This window comes from Actinotignum timonense, from assembly GCF_030216305.1.
In the GTDB taxonomy this organism is placed as follows: domain Bacteria; phylum Actinomycetota; class Actinomycetes; order Actinomycetales; family Actinomycetaceae; genus Actinotignum; species Actinotignum timonense_A.
On record NZ_JASOKT010000013.1, the window covers coordinates 1 to 20,656 of the forward strand.

Genomic DNA, 20,656 nt, shown 5'->3' on the forward strand with positions numbered 1-20,656 from the left:
CGCGCCTGAACCACCAGCAGTCCCTCGAGCTGGCTTACCAGCTGGCCGAAATGCTGCGTGACGTGCACCTGTAAAACGAGGGCGGGGCGAGCGCGACCTGGCGCTGCCACGGCTCTGCTTGGGTGCGTTCGCGGCTGGGTGCCCGGGCGCACGCGTGACCCGGGGCGAGTGCGGCCTGGCTACCGCGCCGCGATCATGAGGGTAACCTTCTGCCCGGGTGCGGCGCTCACCCCGGGGCCAGGATCCTGGCGCAGCACGGTGCCGGGCGTGGCAGCCCGGGTTTCCCGGTAGCGTACCTGCACCTGGAAGCCCGCTTTTTCGAGTACGGTGCGCGCTTCTGCCTCCGCCATATCCGCCACGTCGGGAACGGTCGAATCGGCGGCCGCGCCGGCAATGAGGAGTTCAACGGTGCTTCCCGGGTGCACCCGGCTCCCCGCCTGCGGATTACTGCCCAGCACGGTGCCCGGTGCTGCACCGTTCCCGCTGCGCACTTCCGTTTCCACCGTGAGCCCGAGCGCCTCCATCTGGCTGCGTGCCTGGGTGAGACTCGTAGCGAGCTCAGGCACCGTTACCCGCGCCCACGGGCCGGCTTTCAGGGCCCATGTTGCTCCTCCCGCACCCGCTAGCAGCGCAATTGCGCATATCCAGGCAGCAATCCGCCACGCGCGGGCGCGCCGCCGCCCCGCGGTGTGGTGCCGCGGTGTTCCCGCACCGCGTTGCGGGCGTGCCGTATCTTGCTGCGAGCTTGCCGGCCGCGCCGTAAGTTTCCGGGTGGTGCGGAGAACGGACGGAGCACGGTGCACCGGGGCGCGCACCGGAACGGTTGCATCTGCACCAGCATTGAGCGTGGCGGCGCGCCCTGTGCTTGCGGCCGCGGTCTCCAGCTCCGCGCCACCACGACCGCCCGCCACATCCTCACGGTGCACCGGCTGCGGGCGGCGCGGCGTGACGGGAATACGCCGCAGCGCGGCATCATCAGCGACGCCAGCCCGCAGCCCCCGCAGCAACTCGCGGGCCTCCACGGCGCTCGCCGGGCGATCCGCCGGATTCTTCGCGGTGAGCACCCCGATAAAAGAATCCACTTGCGCCGGCAGCCACGGATTTTCCCTGCCCAGGCGCGGCAGATCTTCCCGGGCCTGGGCCGCCGCGAGCTGCGCGGCTGAATACCCGGCCCAGGGCAGGCGCCCGGCAAGTAGCTCAAAAAGCACCAGGCCGGTGGCATAAATATCGCAGGCCGGGCTGGCCGCCCGCTGCTCCAAGATTTCCGGGGCGGTATAGGCAAGAGTTCCCCAACGCGGCAGCGCCCCCGAGGAAGCACTTACCGCATGTGCCAAGCCGAAATCGGTTACTGTCACCGCGAGCTGTGGAAGGCGGACGGGGGAGGGCGGCGGGCAGGCGTCGTCGAATAAAATATTTTCCGGCTTGATATCCCGGTGGATAATGCCGGCCCGGTGGGCAGCGGCCAGGCCCTGGAGTACCTGGTCGCAGATGTCGAGTGCGGTGCCGAGCTGGAAGGAACCCAGGCGCTCCAGCTCGTGGCGGAGCGTGGGGCCGGGCACGTATTCCATAACGAGGTACGCGCGCTCAGCTGCGCCGTCGTTCCATACCCCACGGTCATAAATCGTGACGATATGCGGGCTGCTCAGCGCGGCAACCGCCCGTGCCTCCCGCTGAAAAAGCCGCGTGAAATCATCGAGGGCGGCCAAATCGGGGTGCATAATTTTGATCGCTACCGCGCGATCCAGCTTCGTATCGTAGCCGCGGTACACCGTGGCCATCCCGCCGCGCGCCACCGGGGCGTCGAGACGGTAGCGGCCCTCAAGCCACCCGGCCGGCAGGGAAGGAATAGTCACACACCTAGGGTAGCGCGCTGCTTCGCAAGGCCGCGTTTAGAAACTCTTGGCCGCGCGCAAGACCCGCAGCACATACTTTTGGGTAGAGGGATACGGCCCCGCCTCCCGCAGCCGCGCCAGGCCCTGATAGTAGGCGGCAATTGCCTCGTGAGTACTGGCGGTATGGCGCTGCAAATAGCGAATAATCGCAATACCGGCGGTGATATTATCCGCGGGAATGAGCCAGTCCAGATCCCGGCCGACCATCCGCCCCGCCCACCGCGAAGCCGCGGGAATCAGCTGCATCACACCCGCCGCACCGCTGGGGGAGAGCGCCCGGGAATTAAAACCGGATTCGATATAGGCATGCGCCATTGCAAGCCGAGGGTTGACGCCCATAAGCGCCGCCGTATCACGCACCATCTTCTGCGTTTCCGCCCGGCTCGGGGCGATAATCGCATTCAAACGCGCCGCGATTTCCGCGTGCGAAAGCTCGTAGCGCGGGGCCGGTGCCTGCGCCCGCAAACGCGCTAGATTCGTCTTCGATCCCACCGTTTCTCACTTCCTGGCCGGTGCGGGGGACATCTCGATTGCGCCCCGGCCGCTGTTCCACTTGTGACAATAGTGCACTGTTGTGAAAATGTCACCAGATTGTGACGATTTTGTAATGGCGACGACGCCGCGCCCTTGCCCACCTGCGCGCCTGAGCGGCCGCGGCATTAAGATGGGAAGCGTGGAAAAAGAGAATACAACTGTGACGTGGTTGAGCCTTCCGGAGCTGGCCGATTACCTCGAAACCGATCTGCGTACGGTACGCTCCCAGCTGCGCGATGCTCGTTTCCTGGCGGTACGGCGCGGGGAAAATAACGCGCTTTACGCCGATGCCGGGCAATTCGTGGTGAAAGAGGGGCGGCGCGTGCCCCTGCCTTCGCTGCGCGGCACCATTATTTCCCTGCGCGATGCCGGATATAACGACGACGAAGCCCAGGAATGGCTGCGCCGCTTCGAACCGGAACTACGCGACACCCCATTGGGTGCCCTCATTGGCGGGCATACTCATGCGGTCCGGCGCGTTATCGCCGGCCTGGCTTTCTAGTGGGTGCGTGAGCGCAGGCGCTGGAGGAGTTCCCCTAAGCTCTCGCGGGCGGCCTCATTCAGGCGCGGCAAGATATCCCGCGCACTATCTTCACGTTGGCGAATCATCTTTTCCACGTGAGCCCGCGCTCCAGAGTCCTCCATGAGGGCCCGAGCGCGAACGACGTCGTCGCCCTCCAGACGCTTCCCACGCAAGGACCGCAGCCACCGGGCATCCACCTCGCTGACTCGCTCCAAGGTTTCAAGGAAGAGGAAGGTGTTTTTCCCTTCCGTGAGGTCATCACCGGCGGGTTTGCCGGTGACGGCCGGATCGCCAAAAATCCCGAGGATATCGTCGCGCAATTGGAAGGCCTCACCGAAAGGCGTGGCGAAAGCCCGCAAATCTGCGATTGTTTCCGGGGCGGGTTGTTCGGCGAGTGCCGCCCCGATAAGCAGGGGGAAGAGCGCGGAATACGAAACCGTTTTATGGGTGATAATCGCGCTGATATCTTCCCGGGTAGCCGCGCGGGTGTATTCGCAGCGAATATCGAGGAACTGGCCGATACCAACGTCCTCACACATGGTGAAGAACGGCTCGAGGGGTGCAGTGCGCCCGGCGCTCACCGCTTCTTGGGACGCCAGTGCCAGCACGGCATCACCCACAATCAAACCGGAACGGAAACCGTAGCGTTCCGGGGAACCATCCCAGCCCGATGCGCGGTGATAATGAGCCAGCTCGGCATGCACCGTGGGGACCCCGCGGCGCGTGGCAGAAGCGTCGATAATATCGTCGTGAATAAGAGCCGCGAGCTGGAAAAGTTCCACGGCCGCGCCCAAACGCACCGCCGCCACCATATCGGCGCAGGTAGGATCCGGGAGAGTAGCGAGCATCCCGGCCCGCACCAACCGCGCTCGCGTCCGCTTACCGCCGGACGCCAGCGCGGTAACAGTATCGATGAAATCCTCCACCTCGGGCTGATTCCAGCGGCGCAACGAATCCAAACGCGCCTCAATACGGCTATCAACCCCGTTGGTGAAATCGCGAGTGCTCCACTCCATTGCTCGTACTCCGCTTCTTTTATCCACAGATTCGTGAGGTGCGCGCCCCATCCACAGGGTACCGGCACTCGCGAGCACGCGCTTGCCGAAGCTGGTTATCTAGCGCTATGGACACAATCACACTTCATCATCCGCGCGATGCCCTCGCTGTTATTCCCCATCTGCTGGGCTATTACCCGCGCCACCACTTCGTACTCTTCGGGGGAAGCCCGGAAATACACCGAGCCGTGGGCCCGGATGGGGAGGAACTACCGCAATGGTTCGGTTCCCTGGAATCTTCGCAGCGGCCGGACGTTGCCGTGGCCGGGGGTGAAACGCCGCTCATTCGGGTAGATCTACGTGCCGGGCCTATCTCACCCTATGTTGCCCGGCAGATCACTGACGCGGTAGCTGCCTGCCGCATGTTCAGCTGCGTGGCGGTGGTGTACTGCCCAAGTTTTGTTCGCTTCGCGCACACCCGCGAATTCGCCTCGGTGCTGGCCCTCCTGGAGCTGCTCTGCGCTGCTCTTTCCCGGCTCTGGGATGGCGACCCGGGCACTCGCGATGCGTGGAGTTGTGATTTTTTCATTGCTGATAATGAAGGGTTTATGGATATGGGAGAAGAAACATTTTGCCCTTGGGAAGAACTGGAATCTACCGAGGCAGCGGCTGCTCTTGTGTATAAGGGTTCGGCTCCGCTGGAACAAGAACCAAGCCGGAATATCGTCAAAGCCAGTCCCACCCGGATGCGTAATACCGCCGTGGCACTGGAAGAAGCACGCGGGGAGGAGGTCACCGCGCTGGAAGAGCATTGGGATATGCTCCTCGCCCGGGTGGTGCGCCGCCGCCAAGCCGGCCCGCCGCGCATCACCACCCGCGAAGCGGGGCGAGCCCTGGCCGGGCTCACGCATATTCCTATTCGAGACAAAATCTTGCAGGTTTCCCTCGAACACGATCCACTGCTACCGATGTCATCCGTTGATCCCGCGGTGGGCTTCGCCACCGGGGTGGGGGAGCGCCCCAATATTGTGCGGGCCTTGGGGATGATGGCGCTGCTGGATGAATTAGCTCGGCTGGCTCCGGAAGGAGTGGAGGTTCCCTATGCCTGCTCGGCGTATTTGGCCTGGTGGGTGGGGCAAAACTCCATGACCGCGCTGCGCGCTCAAGAAGCGCTGGAAATCAATCCCGGCTCGCGCCTGGCACGCATGCTCAAAGACGCTGCCGAATGGAACGCACTGCCGCCCTGGCTGCTGGGCCCGAACGGAGGCAGGAGGTGCTCGCGCACCAAAGCTCGTAGTGGCGGTGAAGGGGCCGCGGATAGCGGCGGCCCTGGCAACGCGGATGGTGACGGCCTTGGTGAGGCGGATAGCGACGGCGCTGCCAACGCGGATAGCGACGGCGCTGGTGACGCGGCCACACCGTGCGGTTCGGTGGATATTGAGCCGGAAATTATGGACCAAGAGCCGGAAACTATGGACCGCTACGGACCCGGCAGGCAAGCAGCCTAAGTAGCTGCGTGCGTGAAGGTGGTATGCGCGCTGGCGGGGAAGTTCGCGCTCGCGGAAATTCGCGGCGACGGGGGTTCGCGCCGGCAGGACAGTTCGCGCTCGTGGAAGTGGGAGAACTATAGTCGCCGGGAATAAGAATGCTATGTGAGGATCGGCACGTTGGGGAGGCCGGGGAACAAAAAGCGGGTCGGGCGCGTTCCGCTAAGTAGCTCTTTGGGGTGGATACCCCGTGCCGGTTCTCGGCATTCGTTGATAACACTAGGGAAAGGTCTCACGTGGCCACAAAGTCTGCCAGTGCACAAGAAACCGCTGCCGTGGAAAAGGACACCGCGGTCTCCGCATCCGCTTCGGGTACGAAGAAGAAGGCGGCCTCTCGCTCCTCCAGTCGCACGGCATCGGCCACCTCGGCAGCTACTGCTTCCGAAAGCACAACGGCTGCGAAGAAGCCGGCCGCTAAGAAGGCCAGTGCAGCCAAGGCCACCACTACCAAGAAGACTGCCACCAAGAAGACCACCTCCAAGGCAAGCGAATCCAAGGCAGCTGAATCTAAAGCGGCCGAATCCAAGGCGGCTTCTTCGGCTTCTTCCGCGAAGAAGGCCACCACCGCGAAATCAGCTGCTACAAAGTCAACTGCTACGAAGTCCACCGCCTCGAAGTCCACCGCGGCGAAGAAGACTTCCGCCAAGAAGGCAGCTGCTGAAAGCGAAGCTCCGGAAACTGCAGCGGCCGCTAAGGATGCGACCGCGGCCGCAGCGGAAGCCAAGGAGGAGAAGCCGGCCGCTAAAAAGCCGGCTACCCGCAAGACTGCCGCGAAGAAGACCACCTCCAAGGCAGCCGAATCCAAGGTGGCTTCTACCTCGAAGAAGGCCACCTCGAAGCGTGCTACCGCTAAGCAGGAAGAACCGGAAGATCCTGAAGAACATGAGGATCTCGAGGATGAAGATTTCGACGTCGATGCTGAGGATGTTGATGCCGAGGATCTAGACGACGATCTCGAGGACGACGAAGACGATTCTGAGGACTCCGAAGAGGAGCCCGAGGAAGAAGAGGACGAAGCCGATAAGGAAACGGATAGCGCCGCCAAAACGGAAACAACCGGGCGTAATTCCCGGGGTGGTTTCACCGTCAAGGATTCCGATGATTCGGATGAACCGGCGGTGCGTGTTCACGTTGCCGGTGCCACCGCGGATCCGGTCAAGGACTACCTCAAGCAGATCGGTAAAGTTCCCCTGCTCAACGCCGCGGAAGAAGTGGAACTCGCCAAGCGAATCGAGGCCGGGCTCTACGCTCAGCACCTGCTGGACCAGGGCAATCTCGATAAGGAGAAAGACCACGCCTATATCCGTGAACTTCGGATTATTTCCCGCGATGGCAAGCACGCCAAGAACCACCTGCTCGAGGCGAATCTTCGCCTGGTAGTTTCCTTGGCTAAGCGCTACACGGGCCGCGGCATGCTCTTCCTTGATCTTATTCAGGAAGGGAATTTGGGGCTGGTGCGCGCCGTCGAAAAGTTTGACTACGCCAAGGGCTACAAGTTCTCCACCTACGCCACCTGGTGGATTCGCCAGGCCATTACCCGGGCGATGGCGGACCAGGCTCGTACCATCCGCATCCCGGTGCATATGGTCGAAGTCATCAACAAGCTCGCGCGGGTCCAGCGCCAGATGCTCCAGGAACTCGGGCGGGAACCAACCACCGAGGAACTGGCGAAAGAACTGGATATGACCGAAGAAAAGGTCGTCGAAGTTCAAAAGTACGGCCGGGAACCCATTTCCCTGCACACCCCGCTCGGTGAAGATGGCGATTCCGAATTCGGTGACCTCATTGAGGATTCCGAAGCGGTGGTCCCGGCAGACGCCGTCGGCTTTACCCTGCTCCAAGAACAGCTCCATCGCGTTCTCGATACCCTGTCCGAACGCGAAGCCGGGGTGGTTTCCATGCGCTTTGGCCTCACCGACGGCCAACCGAAAACCCTGGATGAAATCGGCAAGGTTTACGGGGTCACCCGCGAACGCATTCGCCAGATCGAATCCAAGACCATGTCTAAGCTGCGCCACCCGAGCCGTTCGCAGGTGCTGCGTGACTACCTGGAGTAAAACCAGGCGTGGTAGGTTCCCGGCGCGCGCGGCGCACACCGGGAAACTCCACCTCGAATAGCGGGGTGGGCCAAATAATCTCAGCGGCGTGGCGGCGAGCATCGTCCCACGCCGCTGCTGTTATTTCCCGCCCGTCTCTGCTGTGCGCGCGGGTGGCATAGCGTTCCCCGCGCGCCTCCCGGCGTAGATATTCCGCCAGGAGCCGCCCGCTCATACGCGCATCCGTGATGGCGCGGTGGTGTTCTTCTATCTCAATGCCGGCTCGGCGCGCCACGGCCATGAGGGAATGGCGCCCCTCCGGAACATAAATGCGCGAGAGATCCATCGTGCACACGGCAGCGCTGAGCGGAATACGTAGCGGACTCCCGGCCCGCCGAAAAGCCTCGTTGAGAAAACCCAGATCAAAGCGGGCATTATGCGCCACGAGGATACGCCCGTGCAGCAACCGTTCCACGTGGGGGAGCAGTTGTGAGAACGACGGCGCCTGTGCCACTTCCGCAGCGTGTACTCCGTGAATCTCCGTAGCTCCCATGGGCCGCAGCGGGTTCACCAGGCTGTCCCATTCGCGCTCCGGGTTGCCCTGCTCATCCAGAAGCACCACCCCGATCTCCACAATCCGGTCAGTGCGAGCATCTAAACCGGTGGTTTCCAGATCGAGGGCAGCGTAGCCAGAAGAAATACCGTGCGCCTGAGAAACACCCATGTGTTCAGCTTACCGAGAGCACGGGCCCGGGGTGATCTTCTCCTCAGGAATAAGCGCGCCCTTTTATGCTTTGATAGGTATGTGAGTACTACATTGACTGAATTAGCTCCCTTGACCGCGCAGGATCGTTGCGATGCCTGCGGAGCCCAGGCTTACGTTCGGGTACGCCTGCCTTATGGAGAACTTTTCTTCTGCGGCCATCATGCTTCCCAGCACCTCGATAAGCTGCGTGAAGATGCCCTTGAGATTCAAGACGAACGCGAAAATATCGCCTAGCTTCTCTGCGATCTCACCACCAGCGGCCCACCCGGGCCGCTTTTGAGTTAATGTGCCCCGCTGGGACTGGTGTGAACCGTGGGATTCACAGACTTTCACACACTTTCACGTACTTTCCCGCACTTTCACATACATTCACGCGCGCCGGGGCGGCTCGCGAACAGCCGTTCGCGTAAACTACCGGTGTGTCAACTTCCGAAGAATACTCAGCTCGTCACCTCCAAGTCCTCGAAGGCCTGGAAGCCGTGCGCAAACGCCCCGGCATGTACATCGGCTCCACGGATTCACGCGGACTCATGCACTGCCTCTGGGAAATCATCGACAACGGCATCGACGAAGCCCTGGAAGGATTCGCCACCCATATCACCGTCACCCTCTACGCTGACGGCTCGGTTGAGGTAACCGACGACGGCCGCGGCGTCCCCGTGGATACCGTACCCGGGGTGGGACTTTCCGGCGTGGAAGTTGTGTACACCCGCCTGCACGCCGGCGGAAAATTCGGCGGGGGATCCTATTCCGCTTCCGGCGGCCTCCACGGCGTAGGCGCCTCGGTGGTCAATGCCCTCTCCGCGCGCATGGATGTGAAAGTCCGGCGCGGCGGCAAAATCTACCAGATGCAATTCAAGCGCGGGGAACCCGGGCGTTTCCAGGACGGCGCCCAGCCCTCCCCGGAAGCACCTTTCGAAGCTTTTACCCACGGCAGCGAACTCGATATAGTCGGGAAAGTAGCGAAGAAAAACACCGGAACCTCCGTGCGCTACTGGGCTGACCCCCAGATTTTCCTGGCCGAAGCAGAATTCTCCTATGACCTCCTCACCGAACGGGTACGCCAATCCGCGTTCCTGGTGCCCGGCCTGACCATCACCATCCGTGATGAGCGCGGCTTGGCGGGCACCCCGGGGGAGAACGGCCCCCATGAGGAAGTGTTCCACTACGAGGGCGGCGTTGTCGATTTCGCGGATTACCTGGCCACCGATCCGGCCCTCACCGCCACCATGCACCTCACGGGCAGCGAAACTTTCACTGAAAACGTGCAGGTTCTCGATCCGGAAAGCGGGCATTTGCGCGCCCAGGAAGTCGAACGTACCTGCGAAGTGGATGTGGCCCTGCGCTGGGGAACCGGATATGACACCACCACCGAATCCTTCGTTAATATTATTCGCACGCCCGGGGGAGGAGCACACCAGAGCGGTTTCGAACAGGGCGTGGTGAAAACCCTGCGCGCCCTGATCGACACCAATTCGCGGCGCCTCAAGCTCACCGCCAAAGATGCCAAAATCGAAAAAGACGATATATTGGCCGGGATGACCGCGGTTGTCACGGTCCGGCTAGCCGAACCCCAATTCGAGGGGCAAACGAAGGAGATCCTGGGGACGGCGGCAGTGCGCCCCATCGTGGCGCGCGTCGTCGCCGCACAGCTCCACAGTATCCTGGCGTCCACGAAACGCGACCAAAAAACCGAAACGTCGCGGCTCCTCGAAAAAATCGTGGCGGAAATGCGGGCTCGGGTGGCCGCGCGCGTTCATAAGGAAATCTCGCGGCGCAAAAACGCGCTCGAAAATTCGACCCTGCCCGCCAAGCTTGCCGATTGCCGCAGCGATGATATTGAGCACACCGAACTTTTTATCGTCGAGGGGGATTCGGCGCTGGGCACCGCGAAACTGGCGCGTTCTTCGGAATTCCAGGCGCTGCTACCCATCCGCGGAAAAATCCTCAATGTGCAGCGCGCCTCGCCCGCGGATATTCTGCGCAATCAGGAAGTTTCTTCCATTATTCAGGTGGTGGGGGCCGGTTCCGGGCGCACTTTTGACCTCGCGGCAGCGCGCTACGGGAAAATTATTATGATGACGGACGCGGACGTGGACGGCGCCCATATCCGCACCCTCCTGCTCACGCTGTTCTTCCGCTATATGCGTCCCCTCGTGGAAGCCGGGCGGGTTTTCGCCGCGGTGCCGCCGCTGCACCGCATCGAAGTGGCCGGCCGCGGCGGGAAAAAGGGATCGTATATTTATACCTATTCCGAAGAGGAATTGCATCGGGAACTCAAGAAGCTCGAACGCGCCGGGAAAACCTATAAGGAACCCATCCAGCGCTACAAGGGCCTGGGGGAGATGGACGCGCACCAGCTCGCGGAAACCACCATGGATCCGGCCCACCGCACCCTGCGGCGCATCCGGATCGAGGACGAAGCCGCACTGCGGGAAGCCGAGTCCGTTTTTGAGGTGCTCATGGGTAACGAGGTGGCTCCGCGCCGCGAATTTATTGTCGAAGGCGCCGAGCATATTTCCTACGACAAGATCGATGCCTAAGTTTCCCGGCCCGCGCTTCGCTACACTTGAGAGTCATACCCGTAAAGGAGGGCTCATGGGTAACGGCGCGATACGGTGGAGCGATCTCACGGCGGCGGATGCCCGCGCGATTTTCACGCTGCTGGACACCCACCAAAGCGCCGTGAACTCCAGTTTCCGCACCTCGCGCGAAGAAATCGACCTCATGTTTGAGCCCTCGGTTCCGCATAGCGTTTTCGGGTGGTACGACGACGCAGCACCGGGCCGGCGCCTCCTCGCCTTCGGTATCGTGCGTCTTTACGATGCGCGCACCGCGCATCCCACGGTCACGCTCTCGGCCAGCGTGCACCCCGAGCTCAGCCAGGACGTGCGTGAACAGGCCGCCCGCGAGGTACTCGCCGAACAATTACGCCGCGCCCCGGCCTTGGCAGCCGGCACCCTCCACCCGGTGGCCGTGGCGAATGTGGAAAGTTGGGATCCGGAACGGGGCCGGGCCCTGGCAGCCGCCGGTTTCACCGACCGGCTCTCCTACCTGCAAATGCGCCGCCCGCTCACGCGCGGGCCGCTGCTCCTGCCCGCTTCCGCGCATACGGACAATAGCGGTGTGGAGCTGGTTCCCCTCACCCCGGATCGGGACGACGCCGCGCTTCTCGCCCACAATTCCTTTTACGCAGATAAATTGAATTACCCGATTTACACCCGGGAGCAGTGGCGTATCGAATGTGCTTTTATGCGCCGGGAATGGAGTTTCCTGGCGGTGGATACCCGCGGGGATCGGCCCCGGGTACTCGGGTGCATTATGACCGCCGCCTATGAACAGGACTGGCCCGGCCTGGGATTCCGCGAGGGCTATGTTGACGAGCTCGCGGTGCGGGCCGAGAGCCCGGACGGGGTCAATGCCCGCCTGCTGGCCGCCAGTATCGCGGCGCAGGCGCATAGTGGCATGGATGCCACCACCCTGGATCTCACCGTCCACTACGAGCCGGACGGCAGCCGCCTGACCCCCGAAAGCGCGGCGCGCCTGAGCCTGTATGAAAGCTTCGGCTTCGAGGTCACCGAACGCACCCGGGTGGTGCACCACCCGCTCCCGGATCTGCCGGCGCGCGGCTAGCTCCCGATAGCCGCCACCGGGACCGTCAGGGCGCTGCCCGAAGCATCCCGTTTTTCTTCAATCTCGGGCAGCTCAACCGGCTGGCCGGAGGCCGTGATGGCGCGCAGCGGCTCCGGGCCGATAGCGGCCACCGCCAATATATTTTCCCCGCGCAGGAAACGCTGGGCGCGCACTCCGCCCGTACCCCGGCCTTTCGCCGGGAAACGATCCAGCGGCGTTACCTTCGCGCTGCCCGGTTCGGTACCCGGGAGCGCCTGCGCGTTCGAGGCAATCGTGGCCACCAGGGAACCGGCAAGATCATCACCGGGCACCACCCCGAGGGTAATCACCTGGGCGCCCTCCGCGCAGCGAATCCCGGCAATGCCCTGACCGGCACGGCCCTGCGGGCGCACCAGTGATGCCTCAAAGCGCAATAATTGCGCATCGCTCGTAATAAGAACCACTTGATCGGTATCGCCGGCAAGGGCGCAGCCCACCACGCTATCGCCCTCGGCCAGGGTAATAACCTCCCAGCTCTCCTTATTCGGGTACGCGCCGTTCACCCGTTTAATCCGCCCGTGCGCGGTGGCCAGGGTGAGAACCGGATCGCCATCGGCAGCGGTAAGCGGGGCCAGCCCGATCACGCGCTCCCCGGAATCCAGAGAAATAAGATCCGCTATCGGGGTGCCCCCGGCCAGCGAGGGAGCCCCCGCGGTATCGGGAAGTGCCGGGACGGTGAGCACATCCAGGTCTATCATGCGCCCGTGGCTGGTCACCACCCCGATATGCCCGCGGGCCGTGGCGGCAACCCGCGAAATAATCGCATCGTGGGCCCGGCGCGGGCCGCCGCGCTCGGGAGCATCGCCGCCCGCGGTGCGCGCCACCAGCCCCGTTCCCGAGAGCAGCACCCAGGTCGGATCATCGGAAACTTCCAGGGGGAGAGCAGCCGGTGCCGCCGCGCTGGCCGCCCCGTCCGATTCCAGCAGCACGGTGCGCCGCGGGGTCCCGAACTGCTGGGCCACCTTCGTCATCTCGGAAGCCACAACCTCCCGCAGCCGCTCGGGCGACCCCAAGATTTCTTCCAGCTCCGCGATGGTGCGCTCGAGCTCTTCGCGGCGCCCTTCCAGCTCAATCTGGGAGTACTTGGTGAGGCGGCGTAGCCGCAGCTCCAAAATATAATCGGCCTGCGCCTCGGAAAGATCAAAAACAGCGATGAGCCGCTCGCGGGCCGCCGCGGTATCCTCCGAAGAACGAATAACCGCGATTACCTCATCAATATTGAGGACGGCGATGAGTAAGCCCTCCACCAGGTGCAAATCAGATTGCGCGGCCCGTAAACGGTGCTCACTGCGCCGGCGCGTCACCGTGATGCGGTGCTTAATCCACACCCGCAGTAGTTCCAGCAGTCCCAGGGTTTGCGGCTGGCCATCAACCAAAGCCACATTATTAATCCCGAAAGAATCCTCGAGCGGGGTGTGCTGGTAGAGCTGGGCGAGCACCGCCTCGGGGTGGAACCCATTTTTTACTTCGACGACGAGCCGCATGCCATGGTGCCGGTCCGTCAGGTTTTGGACCCCGGAGACCCCCTGAATTTTCTTGGCGTTAACGGCGTCCTTGAGCTTGTCAATGATCTTTTCCGGACCCACAAGATAGGGCAATTCCGTAATAACAATGCCGCGCTTACGGGCGCTGATTCTTTCGATGCGCGCCGTCGCCCTGGTACGGAAAATACCGCGCCCGGTTTCGTACGCCTCCCGGATGCCGTCCAAACCAATAATTTTGCCGCCTTCGGGCAGGTCCGGGCCGGGGATAAAACGCATAATATCCTCGAGGCTCGCATCCGGGTGGCGCAGCAGGTGCTTCGCCCCGTTAATAACCTCAATAAGATTATGCGGTGGAATATTCGTCGCCATTCCCACCGCGATGCCGGAGGAACCATTGACCAGCAGATTCGGGATGGCGGCCGGGAGCACCTCGGGCTGCTGGAGGGTGTTGTCATAATTGGGGACCATATCGACGACGTCCTCGTCCAGCGAGGAAATCATGGCCATGGCCGGGGCCGCCAGGCGTGCCTCGGTATAGCGCGAGGCAGCTGGCCCGTCGTCGAGCGAACCGAAATTACCGTGCCCGTCCACCAGCGGCAAGCGCATGGTAAAAGGCTGGGCGAGGCGCACCATCGCGTCATAAATAGCAGTATCACCATGCGGGTGGAGGCGCCCCATCACATCACCTACCACGCGCGAAGACTTCACGTGAGCGCGGTCGGGGCGCAGGCCCATCTGCCCCATCTGGAAGAGAATACGGCGCTGCACCGGCTTGAGACCATCGCGAGCATCGGGGAGGGCACGGGCGTAAATCACCGAGTAGGAGTACTCGAGGAAGGAGGTGCGCATCTCCTCCGACACGTTAATATCGACGATATGTTCCGCGGGGCTCGTATTCTTGGGCATTGCTCAATTATCCCGCTTTTTGGCCGCGCGCGGGGCGGCGGCGCAGGAGTGTCGAGGCGGAAAGTAGACTGAGAGGCATGATTGAGCTTCCTGTGCTGCCTGCCGCGCGCTCGCTACGCGCCGTCCTGGGTGAATGTTTAGCCGCCTGCGGGGTGCTGCCCGAAACGGAATCCGCGGCGGCGGAAACGGAGCGGGCGGGCGTGCTGGATTTGCCGCGTGCCAGCCGGGTCTGCCTCGTCCTCGTGGATGGCCTGGGGGCGGAAAACCTGGCGGCGCGCATTGGTCACGCGCCCACCCTGCGTGCCTTGACCGCGCGCGAACCACTCACTTCCACGGCGCCGTCCACCACCGCCGCCGCCCTCACCACCCTGGGTACCGGGGCGCTCCCCGGGCGCACCTCGATGCTGTCCTACTCCCTGCGCTCCCCGCGCACCGGCCGTAATTTCTCCCTGATTAGCTGGGAGGATAGCGGGCTCAATCCTGAGGAATGGCAGCCGGTCCCCACCTGGGCGCAGCGCCTGGAGGCCGCCCGGCCCGGTATAGCCAAGCAGCTAGGAGCCATCCAGGATCCGGACCATATCGGTTCGGGGCTAACCCGGGCCGCCTGGCGCGGCTTTACCGCGGTCGGGGGCCCGGCCCTCGATGACCGGGTGCACCTGGCCGCGCGGTTCCTGCGCGAGGGCGGGCGTTTCGCCTACCTGTACTGGGGGGAAGTTGATCACCGCGGGCACCGCTGGGGAGCCACCAGTGAGGAATGGACTATGGCGCTCGAAGATCTGGACGCCGGTATCCGCCTGCTCACCCGGCTGCTTCCCCCGGATACCCTGCTGGTCCTCACTGCTGATCACGGCATGGTCGATCCGAGCGAACGCATAGATGTAGCCACCACGCCGGTCCTGAGCGAGGGCGTGGATCTATATTCCGGGGAAGAACGCGCGGTGCATCTCTACACCCGGGAACCGGAAGCGGTCGCGGCACGCTGGCGGGACTACCTGGGGGAGCGCTCCTGGATCTACACGAAAGAGGAAGCCATCGCCACCGGCATGTTCGGGCCCGTCACCGCGCAGGCACGCGAAGCCATGGGGGATGTGCTCGCTTTCCAGCGCGGCCGCCTGAGCGTGGTCCACACCGGGCAGATGCAGCCGGGCGCCACCTTTATGCGCGGGGTCCACGGTTCGCTTACCCCCACGGAAATGCTCATTCCCCTGCTCCTGGAGCTCACGTAGTGCGCCTGAACTAGTCCTTTTTACCGAAGACGATCTCATCCCAGGACGGCATGGTGGGCCGATCCGTACGCTTGCGCCCGCGCCGCGCCTCGGTAGCTGCCGGAGCGGCTTTCTCCGGCGCGCTAGCCGGGGCCGTTTTATCGGGAACCGGTGCAGAGGCCGCGGTAGGGGCCGGCGCGGGAGCCGGGCTCTCTGTGGCTGTATCACTAGCCGCATCTGTACCGCTCGGCTCCGCGCCCGCCACAGCATTTGCGGCAGAACCAGCGCCCGCATTTGAACCGGAAGCCGGGCGGAGCACCGGGGCCTGCGCCAGCTCCTCCGGCTCCAGTAGCGCCCGCTGGCCGGGCAGCTGCCCCTCGCGCGAGGGCAGGGAAACAATGGTGGCCGGAGCCCGTAGCTCCTCCTCATCTTCGGGAGCCCGATGCGCCCCATCCCATTCATCCGGATCAACATCATGATCGGCATCCGGCATGGGCCGTGACTTACCGCGCTGAGAATCCAGCGAGGCCAGCACCTCATCAATAGAGGCACGCGCCGGGGGAGTATCCACCGCGTTCGGGAGAGGCGCTGCCGGGGAGGCCACCGCGGCGGGAACCGCCGCGGGCGTCGTCGTACCGGAAAAAACAGGATCCGCAGCTCCCGGCACCACCGCGGGGGTGTGATCCGGGCGCCACGGGCCGGCATCGGCCGTGAGGGAGGTCTCCGACAGCCAGGACGCCTCATCATTGCGGGCCTGGAGAGTGTGGCGATCCGTATCGATAAACCAGCGGGCCTCGTGCTCGCGGCCGGCGGAGATAAACCGCACAATCAGCGCCCAGGGTTGCCCGGCCTCACGCACCGCATCCCAGGTAATCGACGCGGTATCCACATCGCGGGCAACCAGCCGCGATGTGACGAGTTCTTCAACTGTGAAACCTCCCACATCGCGCCCGAGGGTGTAGTTCCGGGCCTGCGCGGCGGTGTAGTTACGCTCGGCAATAATGGGGTGAGCCAGGGCGGAGATACGCGAAGGAGGCAGCGCGGCCATCTCTGAAATATCGTCAACGCTGCGGCCGGCCCGCACCAAAGCTTGGATTTCACGCGGCCCCATCGGAGTGATTTCCTCATCCGGAGCGCTGGGATGGGGATCCTTACGCAGGGCCGCCCGCAGATCATCAGTGACGGGCAGCAGGTAGCGATTGCCCTCCTCATCATTAAGCGTGAGGTTGTGACCGTCGGGTTGCAAGCCGAGCAGCTCCAGCTTTTTCATCTCTTCCCTTACTCTTGGTACCACTCTTAGGGTGCCACCTCCGGGCCCGAAAAGCAGGCATTGGGCGCGGGTGTGTTTCCATGTGGCGCGGGTGCTGTTACACTAAGCGCGCAGTACCACCCGTCAGGACCATACGCGAGGGCGGAAAGATCCGTTTCTCGCGGGTGGACGCCGGTTCGTGCGGAATCCACCGCGTGGACCCCGGCACTTTTGGAGAGTGACTTTATGGCAACAGATTACGATGCTCCGCGCAAGCAAGACGAGGAGCTCCGCGAGGATTCTTTCGAGCAGCTCGCCGGGCGGCGCTCGGACCAGCAATCCGGTGCGGTCGATGAGGACGAGGTCGAAGCGGCCGAGGGCTTTGAGCTGCCCGGCGCGGACCTGTCCAATGTTGAGCTATCCGTCAATGTGATTCCGGCCCAGGATGATGAATTCACCTGCTCGCAGTGCTTCCTGGTTCACCACCGCTCCCAATTGGATCACGTGGAAGATGGCCTGCCCGTCTGCGTGGATTGCGCGGGCTAGCGAGAAACGAGCTTGCGTGCGGCGGTTACGTTTGCGGCACGCGAAGAAGAAGTACGACGACGCCGCGGCCCACGGGCCGCGGTATCTCACTACAGTGCATCCCTACGGTGGGTGGTGCATTCCACGAGGGTGAGCTCCCTCAGTAGACTAGAGGGAATGAAGGAATCGGGACGAGGAGTATAAGCATGGCATGGTTCTCACGGCGGAAGAAAAACGAGGCCCTGGCATCGCAGCCGGACGAACGTGACGAAGCCGGCCAGGACCTCGCCGCGGATAACTCCGGCGTGGCGGATGGCGCTGCCGGCAATGCTGATGCCGGTAGCGCAGATGCCGGCAATGCCGCTGCCGCGGCCGGCCCGAAGGCACGCGGCCCCTATGATGAATCGGAAGCTCCGGAGAATCCCGCGCTTATTGACGGCGGGGCCCTGCGCCTGCCGATCCTGCCCGATGCCACCATGCAATTCTCGGTGGATCGCGAACGCCAGGTCGTGCTTGGCGTGGTCTACATGATGGGCGATTCCGCGGTGCAATTACAGGTTTTCGCCGCCCCGAAATCCACCGGCCTGTGGGAGGGCATCCGCGTGGAAGTTATCTCTTCCATCGCCAACCAGGGCGGGCGCTTCCAGGAAGCCGAAGGGGAGTACGGCCCGGAAATTCAAGCCCAGATGCCCGCGGAGAACGGCCGGGTGCCGGTGCGCTTTATCGGTATTGACGGCCCGCGCTGGCTGCTGCGGGTAGCAGTGACCGGGCGCGGGGCGGTAGACCCCGCCCGCGGCACCGAAGTACTCCACCGGGTTCTTGATGATCTGGTGGTGGTGCGCGGCACTCAGGCCATCCCGCCGCGTGAATTGCTTCCCCTCGCCCTTCCCCAGCAGGGTGAACCGGAACCCGAAACGGCGGATACCGGCATTGAGCTGCCCAAGCGCGGCCCGGAAATCCAAGAGATTCGCTAGTTAGCTCGATAGTTAGGTACCTATGGCTACGCCGGTGTGGGTGACGGGGGATATTATCGCCATCACGTACCCGGGCGCCCCGGGAGGAAATGGGGCACATACCCCGGAGGTGCGCATCGCCGTGGAAACCACCGCGGGGCTCCTCACCCTTATTTTCCAAGGGCGGCGCACCATTGATTGCGTGCGGGTCGGGGATCGCATTCGCGCTCGGGTGGTGCCATTGCGGCGCCGGGGCGTGCTGGTAGCATATAACCCGGAATATACGGTGCTCTAGCCGAGCGCCCCGCACCCGCACACATAACGCCCACGTAACAAGCCGGGAGGCCCCATGGATACCACCACACCCGGCGGCGGCCTGCGCGCGGTGCTCGGGGAAGAATTCGACGCCTGGAAAGCTATTGGCGGGGTGCGCGGCGTTATCGAAGCCAATGTTCCCGCCCTGGTTTTTGTCATTATTTATTTGGCCACCCGCAATATTCCCCTGGCGGTGCTCGTGCCCCTGGGCATGGCGATCCTGGCTATCCTGGTGCGGCTTATCCAGCGTATTGATGTGATGCCGGCCCTCGGCGGGCTCTTCGTGGTGGGAATTTCCGCCTTCTTCGCCTGGCGATCCGGGCGCGCGGAAACCTATTTCCTACCCGGCTTCCTCACCAACGCCGCCTACGCGGTAGGAGTAACGATTTCCCTCCTCATCCGGCGGCCCATCATGGGATATATCATCGGGATGCTGCGCGGGGATATTGCCAGCTGGCGCAGCGCCACCCACCCGGCCGCCCGGCTCACCTACCGGCGCTACACCCGCATTACGTGGCTGTGGCTCGCCATGTTCGCTGGCCGCGTCGTCGTACAACTACCCTTCTTTATCAGCGGTAATACCGCGGCGCTGGGAGTCATCAAAATTATTGCCGGGCCGGTGCTGTTCTGCCTGATCCTGTGGGCCACCTGGCTGCTGGTGCGCGGCCTGCCGCCCGCCAGTACCTACCTGGAGCCTTCCGAATCCGCGGCGGATTCCCCCTCCGCATCCTGAGCGAGAGCCGGGCGGGGCCGGAAATAGTTCTTGAGGGCGGACATATCCACATCGTCCCCGCCGTCAATGAGGAGCACCTGGTCATCCACGTCCACGATGAGATCGGCATCAGCCGTGAGGGGCACGCCGTCGCGAATAATAGCGTTAATGGCGACGCCGGCGGGAAGTTCAATATCACTAATGGCGCTGCCTACCACCGGGGCCTCGGCGGATACCGAAACCTGCCATAGGCTCGCCCCGCTGCGGTGGAAACGCATAACCTGGGTGAGGGAGCCATCCGAGACCGCATCCTCCACCAGGGAAGCCATAATGCGCGGGGTAGATACGGTCACGTCCACGCCCCAGGCGTCGGTGAAAAGCCATTCATTACGTGGGTTATTCACGCGCGCGATGGTGCGGGCGATCCCGAACTCGGTTTTCGCCAGCAAGGACACCACCAAATTCACTTTGTCATCCCCGGTGGCGCAGACGATAATATCTGCCTCCGCGGCGCCCGCCTCGCGCAGCGCGGGAACTTCGCAGGCATCGGCCAGGTGCCAATCCGCATCCGAAGCGCTCGAAATGCGCATAGCGGAAGGCTTCTTATCCACAATCGAAATGGAATGCTCGGATTTGAGGAGTTCGCGGGCCACCGACACCCCGACCGCGCCGGCCCCAATAATGAGAATATTCACTGCGCACCTTCCGATTTGAGCAGCACATGTTGCACGCCGGAGGCATTCTCGGAAGCGACGAGCACTTTGAGGGTGTCCCCGTCCTGGATCACGGTGTCGCTATGGGGGAGGAGCCCGGCCAGACTGCGAATAATATAGGCGACCCGCGCCCCGGTTTCCTCTTCCACATCCGCCACGGTGCGCCCGAACCAGCGCCGATCTACCGCCACTTCAATGAGGGAAATCCGGGCGAGGGGATCGCGGAATTCGTGGTGGGGGCCCAGCGGGATGAGCTCGCGCAGCACCCGGTCCGCCGTCCAGCGCACCGGGGCCACCGTGGCGATCCCGAGCCGTTCGTAGATAATCGCACGGGTCGGGTCATAGACCCGCGCCACCACATTGGTGAGCCCGAAAGTTTCGCGCGCCACCCGGGCGGCGATGATATTCGAGTTATCGCCTGAGGAAACGGCGGCGAAGCCGGCGGCGTCGTCGATATTCGCGCGCGCTAACACATCACGGTCGAAACCCACGCCAGTGATCTGCTGCCCCGGGAAATCTTCGGGGAGCTTGCGGAAAGCTTCGGCGTCCTGGTCGATAATGGCCACCGAATGGCCGATGGCGGAAAGCGAGAGCGCCAGCGCGGCACCCACGCGCCCGCATCCCATAAT

19 protein-coding genes are annotated in these 20,656 nt (G+C 63.4%); 11 read left to right on the plus strand and 8 right to left on the minus strand.

Annotated elements, in window-relative coordinates; translation table 11 throughout:
* Positions 1-179: 179 nt before the first annotated feature.
* Together QP305_RS06915 and QP305_RS06920 are read right to left on the minus strand one after the other, a co-directional pair.
* The gene (locus tag QP305_RS06915; RefSeq protein WP_284904689.1) at positions 180-1,853 is read right to left on the minus strand and encodes a protein kinase domain-containing protein; all 1,674 of its coding nucleotides are present in this window, start codon (positions 1,851-1,853) and stop codon (positions 180-182) included.
* A gap of 36 nt (positions 1,854-1,889) precedes the next feature.
* Entirely contained in the window at positions 1,890-2,384 is a 495-nt protein-coding gene (locus QP305_RS06920) for a lytic transglycosylase domain-containing protein (protein WP_284904690.1), read from the minus strand.
* Positions 2,385-2,556: 172 nt separating this feature from the next.
* On the opposite strand from QP305_RS06920, the gene QP305_RS06925 reads away from it, so the two are divergent.
* Complete coding sequence (locus QP305_RS06925; protein ID WP_284904724.1) at positions 2,557-2,928, plus strand: Rv2175c family DNA-binding protein; 372 nt, start codon at positions 2,557-2,559, stop codon at positions 2,926-2,928.
* Here the strand turns inward: QP305_RS06925 and QP305_RS06930 are convergent.
* Positions 2,925-3,965 carry a polyprenyl synthetase family protein gene (locus QP305_RS06930; RefSeq protein WP_284904691.1) on the minus strand — a complete coding sequence of 347 codons (1,041 nt, stop codon included), beginning with the start codon at positions 3,963-3,965 and terminating at the stop codon, positions 2,925-2,927. The two genes, QP305_RS06925 and QP305_RS06930, sit on opposite strands and share 4 nt — an antisense overlap.
* A 107-nt stretch (positions 3,966-4,072) precedes the next feature.
* Here QP305_RS06930 and QP305_RS06935 point away from each other — a divergent pair, with 107 nt between their 5' ends.
* Positions 4,073-5,452, plus strand: a complete 1,380-nt coding sequence (locus tag QP305_RS06935) for a DUF4192 family protein (protein WP_284904692.1) — start codon at positions 4,073-4,075, stop codon at positions 5,450-5,452.
* A gap of 275 nt (positions 5,453-5,727) precedes the next feature.
* Positions 5,728-7,548 (plus strand): RNA polymerase sigma factor, encoded by a 1,821-nt coding sequence (locus QP305_RS06940; protein ID WP_284904693.1) that lies wholly within the window; start codon positions 5,728-5,730, stop codon positions 7,546-7,548.
* Here the strand turns inward: QP305_RS06940 and QP305_RS06945 are convergent.
* Positions 7,496-8,251: a 3'-5' exonuclease gene (locus tag QP305_RS06945; protein WP_284904694.1), complete on the minus strand. Its 756-nt coding sequence runs from the start codon at positions 8,249-8,251 to the stop codon at positions 7,496-7,498. The two genes, QP305_RS06940 and QP305_RS06945, sit on opposite strands and share 53 nt — an antisense overlap.
* Before the next feature lie 81 nt (positions 8,252-8,332).
* On the opposite strand from QP305_RS06945, the gene QP305_RS06950 reads away from it, so the two are divergent.
* From QP305_RS06950 to QP305_RS06960, 3 genes are all read left to right on the plus strand, one after another.
* Positions 8,333-8,527 carry a DUF7455 domain-containing protein gene (locus tag QP305_RS06950; protein ID WP_026428827.1) on the plus strand — a complete coding sequence of 65 codons (195 nt, stop codon included), beginning with the start codon at positions 8,333-8,335 and terminating at the stop codon, positions 8,525-8,527.
* 185 nt (positions 8,528-8,712) lie between these two features.
* Positions 8,713-10,836 (plus strand): DNA gyrase/topoisomerase IV subunit B, encoded by a 2,124-nt coding sequence (locus QP305_RS06955; RefSeq protein WP_087070684.1) that lies wholly within the window; start codon positions 8,713-8,715, stop codon positions 10,834-10,836.
* Positions 10,837-10,891: 55 nt separating this feature from the next.
* Complete coding sequence (locus QP305_RS06960; protein ID WP_284904695.1) at positions 10,892-11,926, plus strand: hypothetical protein; 1,035 nt, start codon at positions 10,892-10,894, stop codon at positions 11,924-11,926.
* On the opposite strand, the gene QP305_RS06965 is transcribed toward QP305_RS06960, so the two are convergent.
* On the minus strand, positions 11,923-14,355 hold the full coding sequence (locus tag QP305_RS06965) for a DNA gyrase/topoisomerase IV subunit A (protein WP_284904696.1): 2,433 nt from the start codon (positions 14,353-14,355) through the stop codon (positions 11,923-11,925). The genes QP305_RS06960 and QP305_RS06965 overlap by 4 nt on opposite strands.
* Positions 14,356-14,432: 77 nt before the next feature.
* On the opposite strand from QP305_RS06965, the gene QP305_RS06970 reads away from it, so the two are divergent.
* Positions 14,433-15,581: an alkaline phosphatase family protein gene (locus QP305_RS06970; protein ID WP_284904697.1), complete on the plus strand. Its 1,149-nt coding sequence runs from the start codon at positions 14,433-14,435 to the stop codon at positions 15,579-15,581.
* Between the two features lie 10 nt (positions 15,582-15,591).
* On the opposite strand, the gene sepH is transcribed toward QP305_RS06970, so the two are convergent.
* Positions 15,592-16,830: a septation protein SepH gene (sepH, locus tag QP305_RS06975; RefSeq protein WP_284904698.1), complete on the minus strand. Its 1,239-nt coding sequence runs from the start codon at positions 16,828-16,830 to the stop codon at positions 15,592-15,594.
* A gap of 225 nt (positions 16,831-17,055) precedes the next feature.
* Between sepH and QP305_RS06980 the strand changes: the two genes are divergently transcribed.
* The 4 genes from QP305_RS06980 (at position 17,056) to QP305_RS06995 (ending at position 19,335) form a co-directional block, all read left to right on the plus strand.
* Positions 17,056-17,355: a DUF4193 domain-containing protein gene (locus tag QP305_RS06980; protein ID WP_016442648.1), complete on the plus strand. Its 300-nt coding sequence runs from the start codon at positions 17,056-17,058 to the stop codon at positions 17,353-17,355.
* A gap of 185 nt (positions 17,356-17,540) precedes the next feature.
* Entirely contained in the window at positions 17,541-18,308 is a 768-nt protein-coding gene (locus tag QP305_RS06985) for a DUF3710 domain-containing protein (protein WP_284904699.1), read from the plus strand.
* A 22-nt stretch (positions 18,309-18,330) separates the two neighbouring features.
* Positions 18,331-18,582, plus strand: coding sequence for a hypothetical protein (locus tag QP305_RS06990; RefSeq protein WP_026428833.1), 252 nt, complete (start codon positions 18,331-18,333; stop codon positions 18,580-18,582).
* Positions 18,583-18,636: 54 nt separating this feature from the next.
* Positions 18,637-19,335 carry a DUF3159 domain-containing protein gene (locus QP305_RS06995; protein WP_284904700.1) on the plus strand — a complete coding sequence of 233 codons (699 nt, stop codon included), beginning with the start codon at positions 18,637-18,639 and terminating at the stop codon, positions 19,333-19,335.
* Here QP305_RS06995 and QP305_RS07000 read toward each other — a convergent pair.
* Together QP305_RS07000 and QP305_RS07005 are read right to left on the minus strand one after the other, a co-directional pair.
* On the minus strand, positions 19,287-20,009 hold the full coding sequence (locus QP305_RS07000) for a potassium channel family protein (RefSeq protein ID WP_284904701.1): 723 nt from the start codon (positions 20,007-20,009) through the stop codon (positions 19,287-19,289). The genes QP305_RS06995 and QP305_RS07000 overlap by 49 nt on opposite strands.
* Positions 20,006-20,653: a potassium channel family protein gene (locus tag QP305_RS07005; RefSeq protein ID WP_035276902.1), complete on the minus strand. Its 648-nt coding sequence runs from the start codon at positions 20,651-20,653 to the stop codon at positions 20,006-20,008. Before QP305_RS07005 ends, QP305_RS07000 begins: the two co-directional genes overlap by 4 nt.
* Positions 20,654-20,656 lie beyond the last annotated feature (3 nt).

What these genes read in the sequence shown, in the direction of transcription:
- QP305_RS06925 (WP_284904724.1), top strand. Translation starts at nt 2,557, where the DNA reads ATGGGAAGCGTGGAAAAAGAGAATACAACTGTGACGTGGTTGAGCCTT.
- QP305_RS06930 (WP_284904691.1), bottom strand. Translation starts at nt 3,965, where the DNA reads ATGGAGTGGAGCACTCGCGATTTCACCAACGGGGTTGATAGCCGTATT.
- QP305_RS06935 (WP_284904692.1), top strand. Translation starts at nt 4,073, where the DNA reads ATGGACACAATCACACTTCATCATCCGCGCGATGCCCTCGCTGTTATT.
- QP305_RS06945 (WP_284904694.1), bottom strand. Translation starts at nt 8,251, where the DNA reads ATGGGTGTTTCTCAGGCGCACGGTATTTCTTCTGGCTACGCTGCCCTC.
- QP305_RS06960 (WP_284904695.1), top strand. Translation starts at nt 10,892, where the DNA reads ATGGGTAACGGCGCGATACGGTGGAGCGATCTCACGGCGGCGGATGCC.
- QP305_RS06965 (WP_284904696.1), bottom strand. Translation starts at nt 14,355, where the DNA reads ATGCCCAAGAATACGAGCCCCGCGGAACATATCGTCGATATTAACGTG.
- QP305_RS06970 (WP_284904697.1), top strand. Translation starts at nt 14,433, where the DNA reads ATGATTGAGCTTCCTGTGCTGCCTGCCGCGCGCTCGCTACGCGCCGTC.
- sepH (WP_284904698.1), bottom strand. Translation starts at nt 16,830, where the DNA reads ATGAAAAAGCTGGAGCTGCTCGGCTTGCAACCCGACGGTCACAACCTC.
- QP305_RS06980 (WP_016442648.1), top strand. Translation starts at nt 17,056, where the DNA reads ATGGCAACAGATTACGATGCTCCGCGCAAGCAAGACGAGGAGCTCCGC.
- QP305_RS06985 (WP_284904699.1), top strand. Translation starts at nt 17,541, where the DNA reads ATGGCATGGTTCTCACGGCGGAAGAAAAACGAGGCCCTGGCATCGCAG.
- QP305_RS06990 (WP_026428833.1), top strand. Translation starts at nt 18,331, where the DNA reads ATGGCTACGCCGGTGTGGGTGACGGGGGATATTATCGCCATCACGTAC.
- QP305_RS06995 (WP_284904700.1), top strand. Translation starts at nt 18,637, where the DNA reads ATGGATACCACCACACCCGGCGGCGGCCTGCGCGCGGTGCTCGGGGAA.
- QP305_RS07005 (WP_035276902.1), bottom strand. Translation starts at nt 20,653, where the DNA reads ATGGGATGCGGGCGCGTGGGTGCCGCGCTGGCGCTCTCGCTTTCCGCC.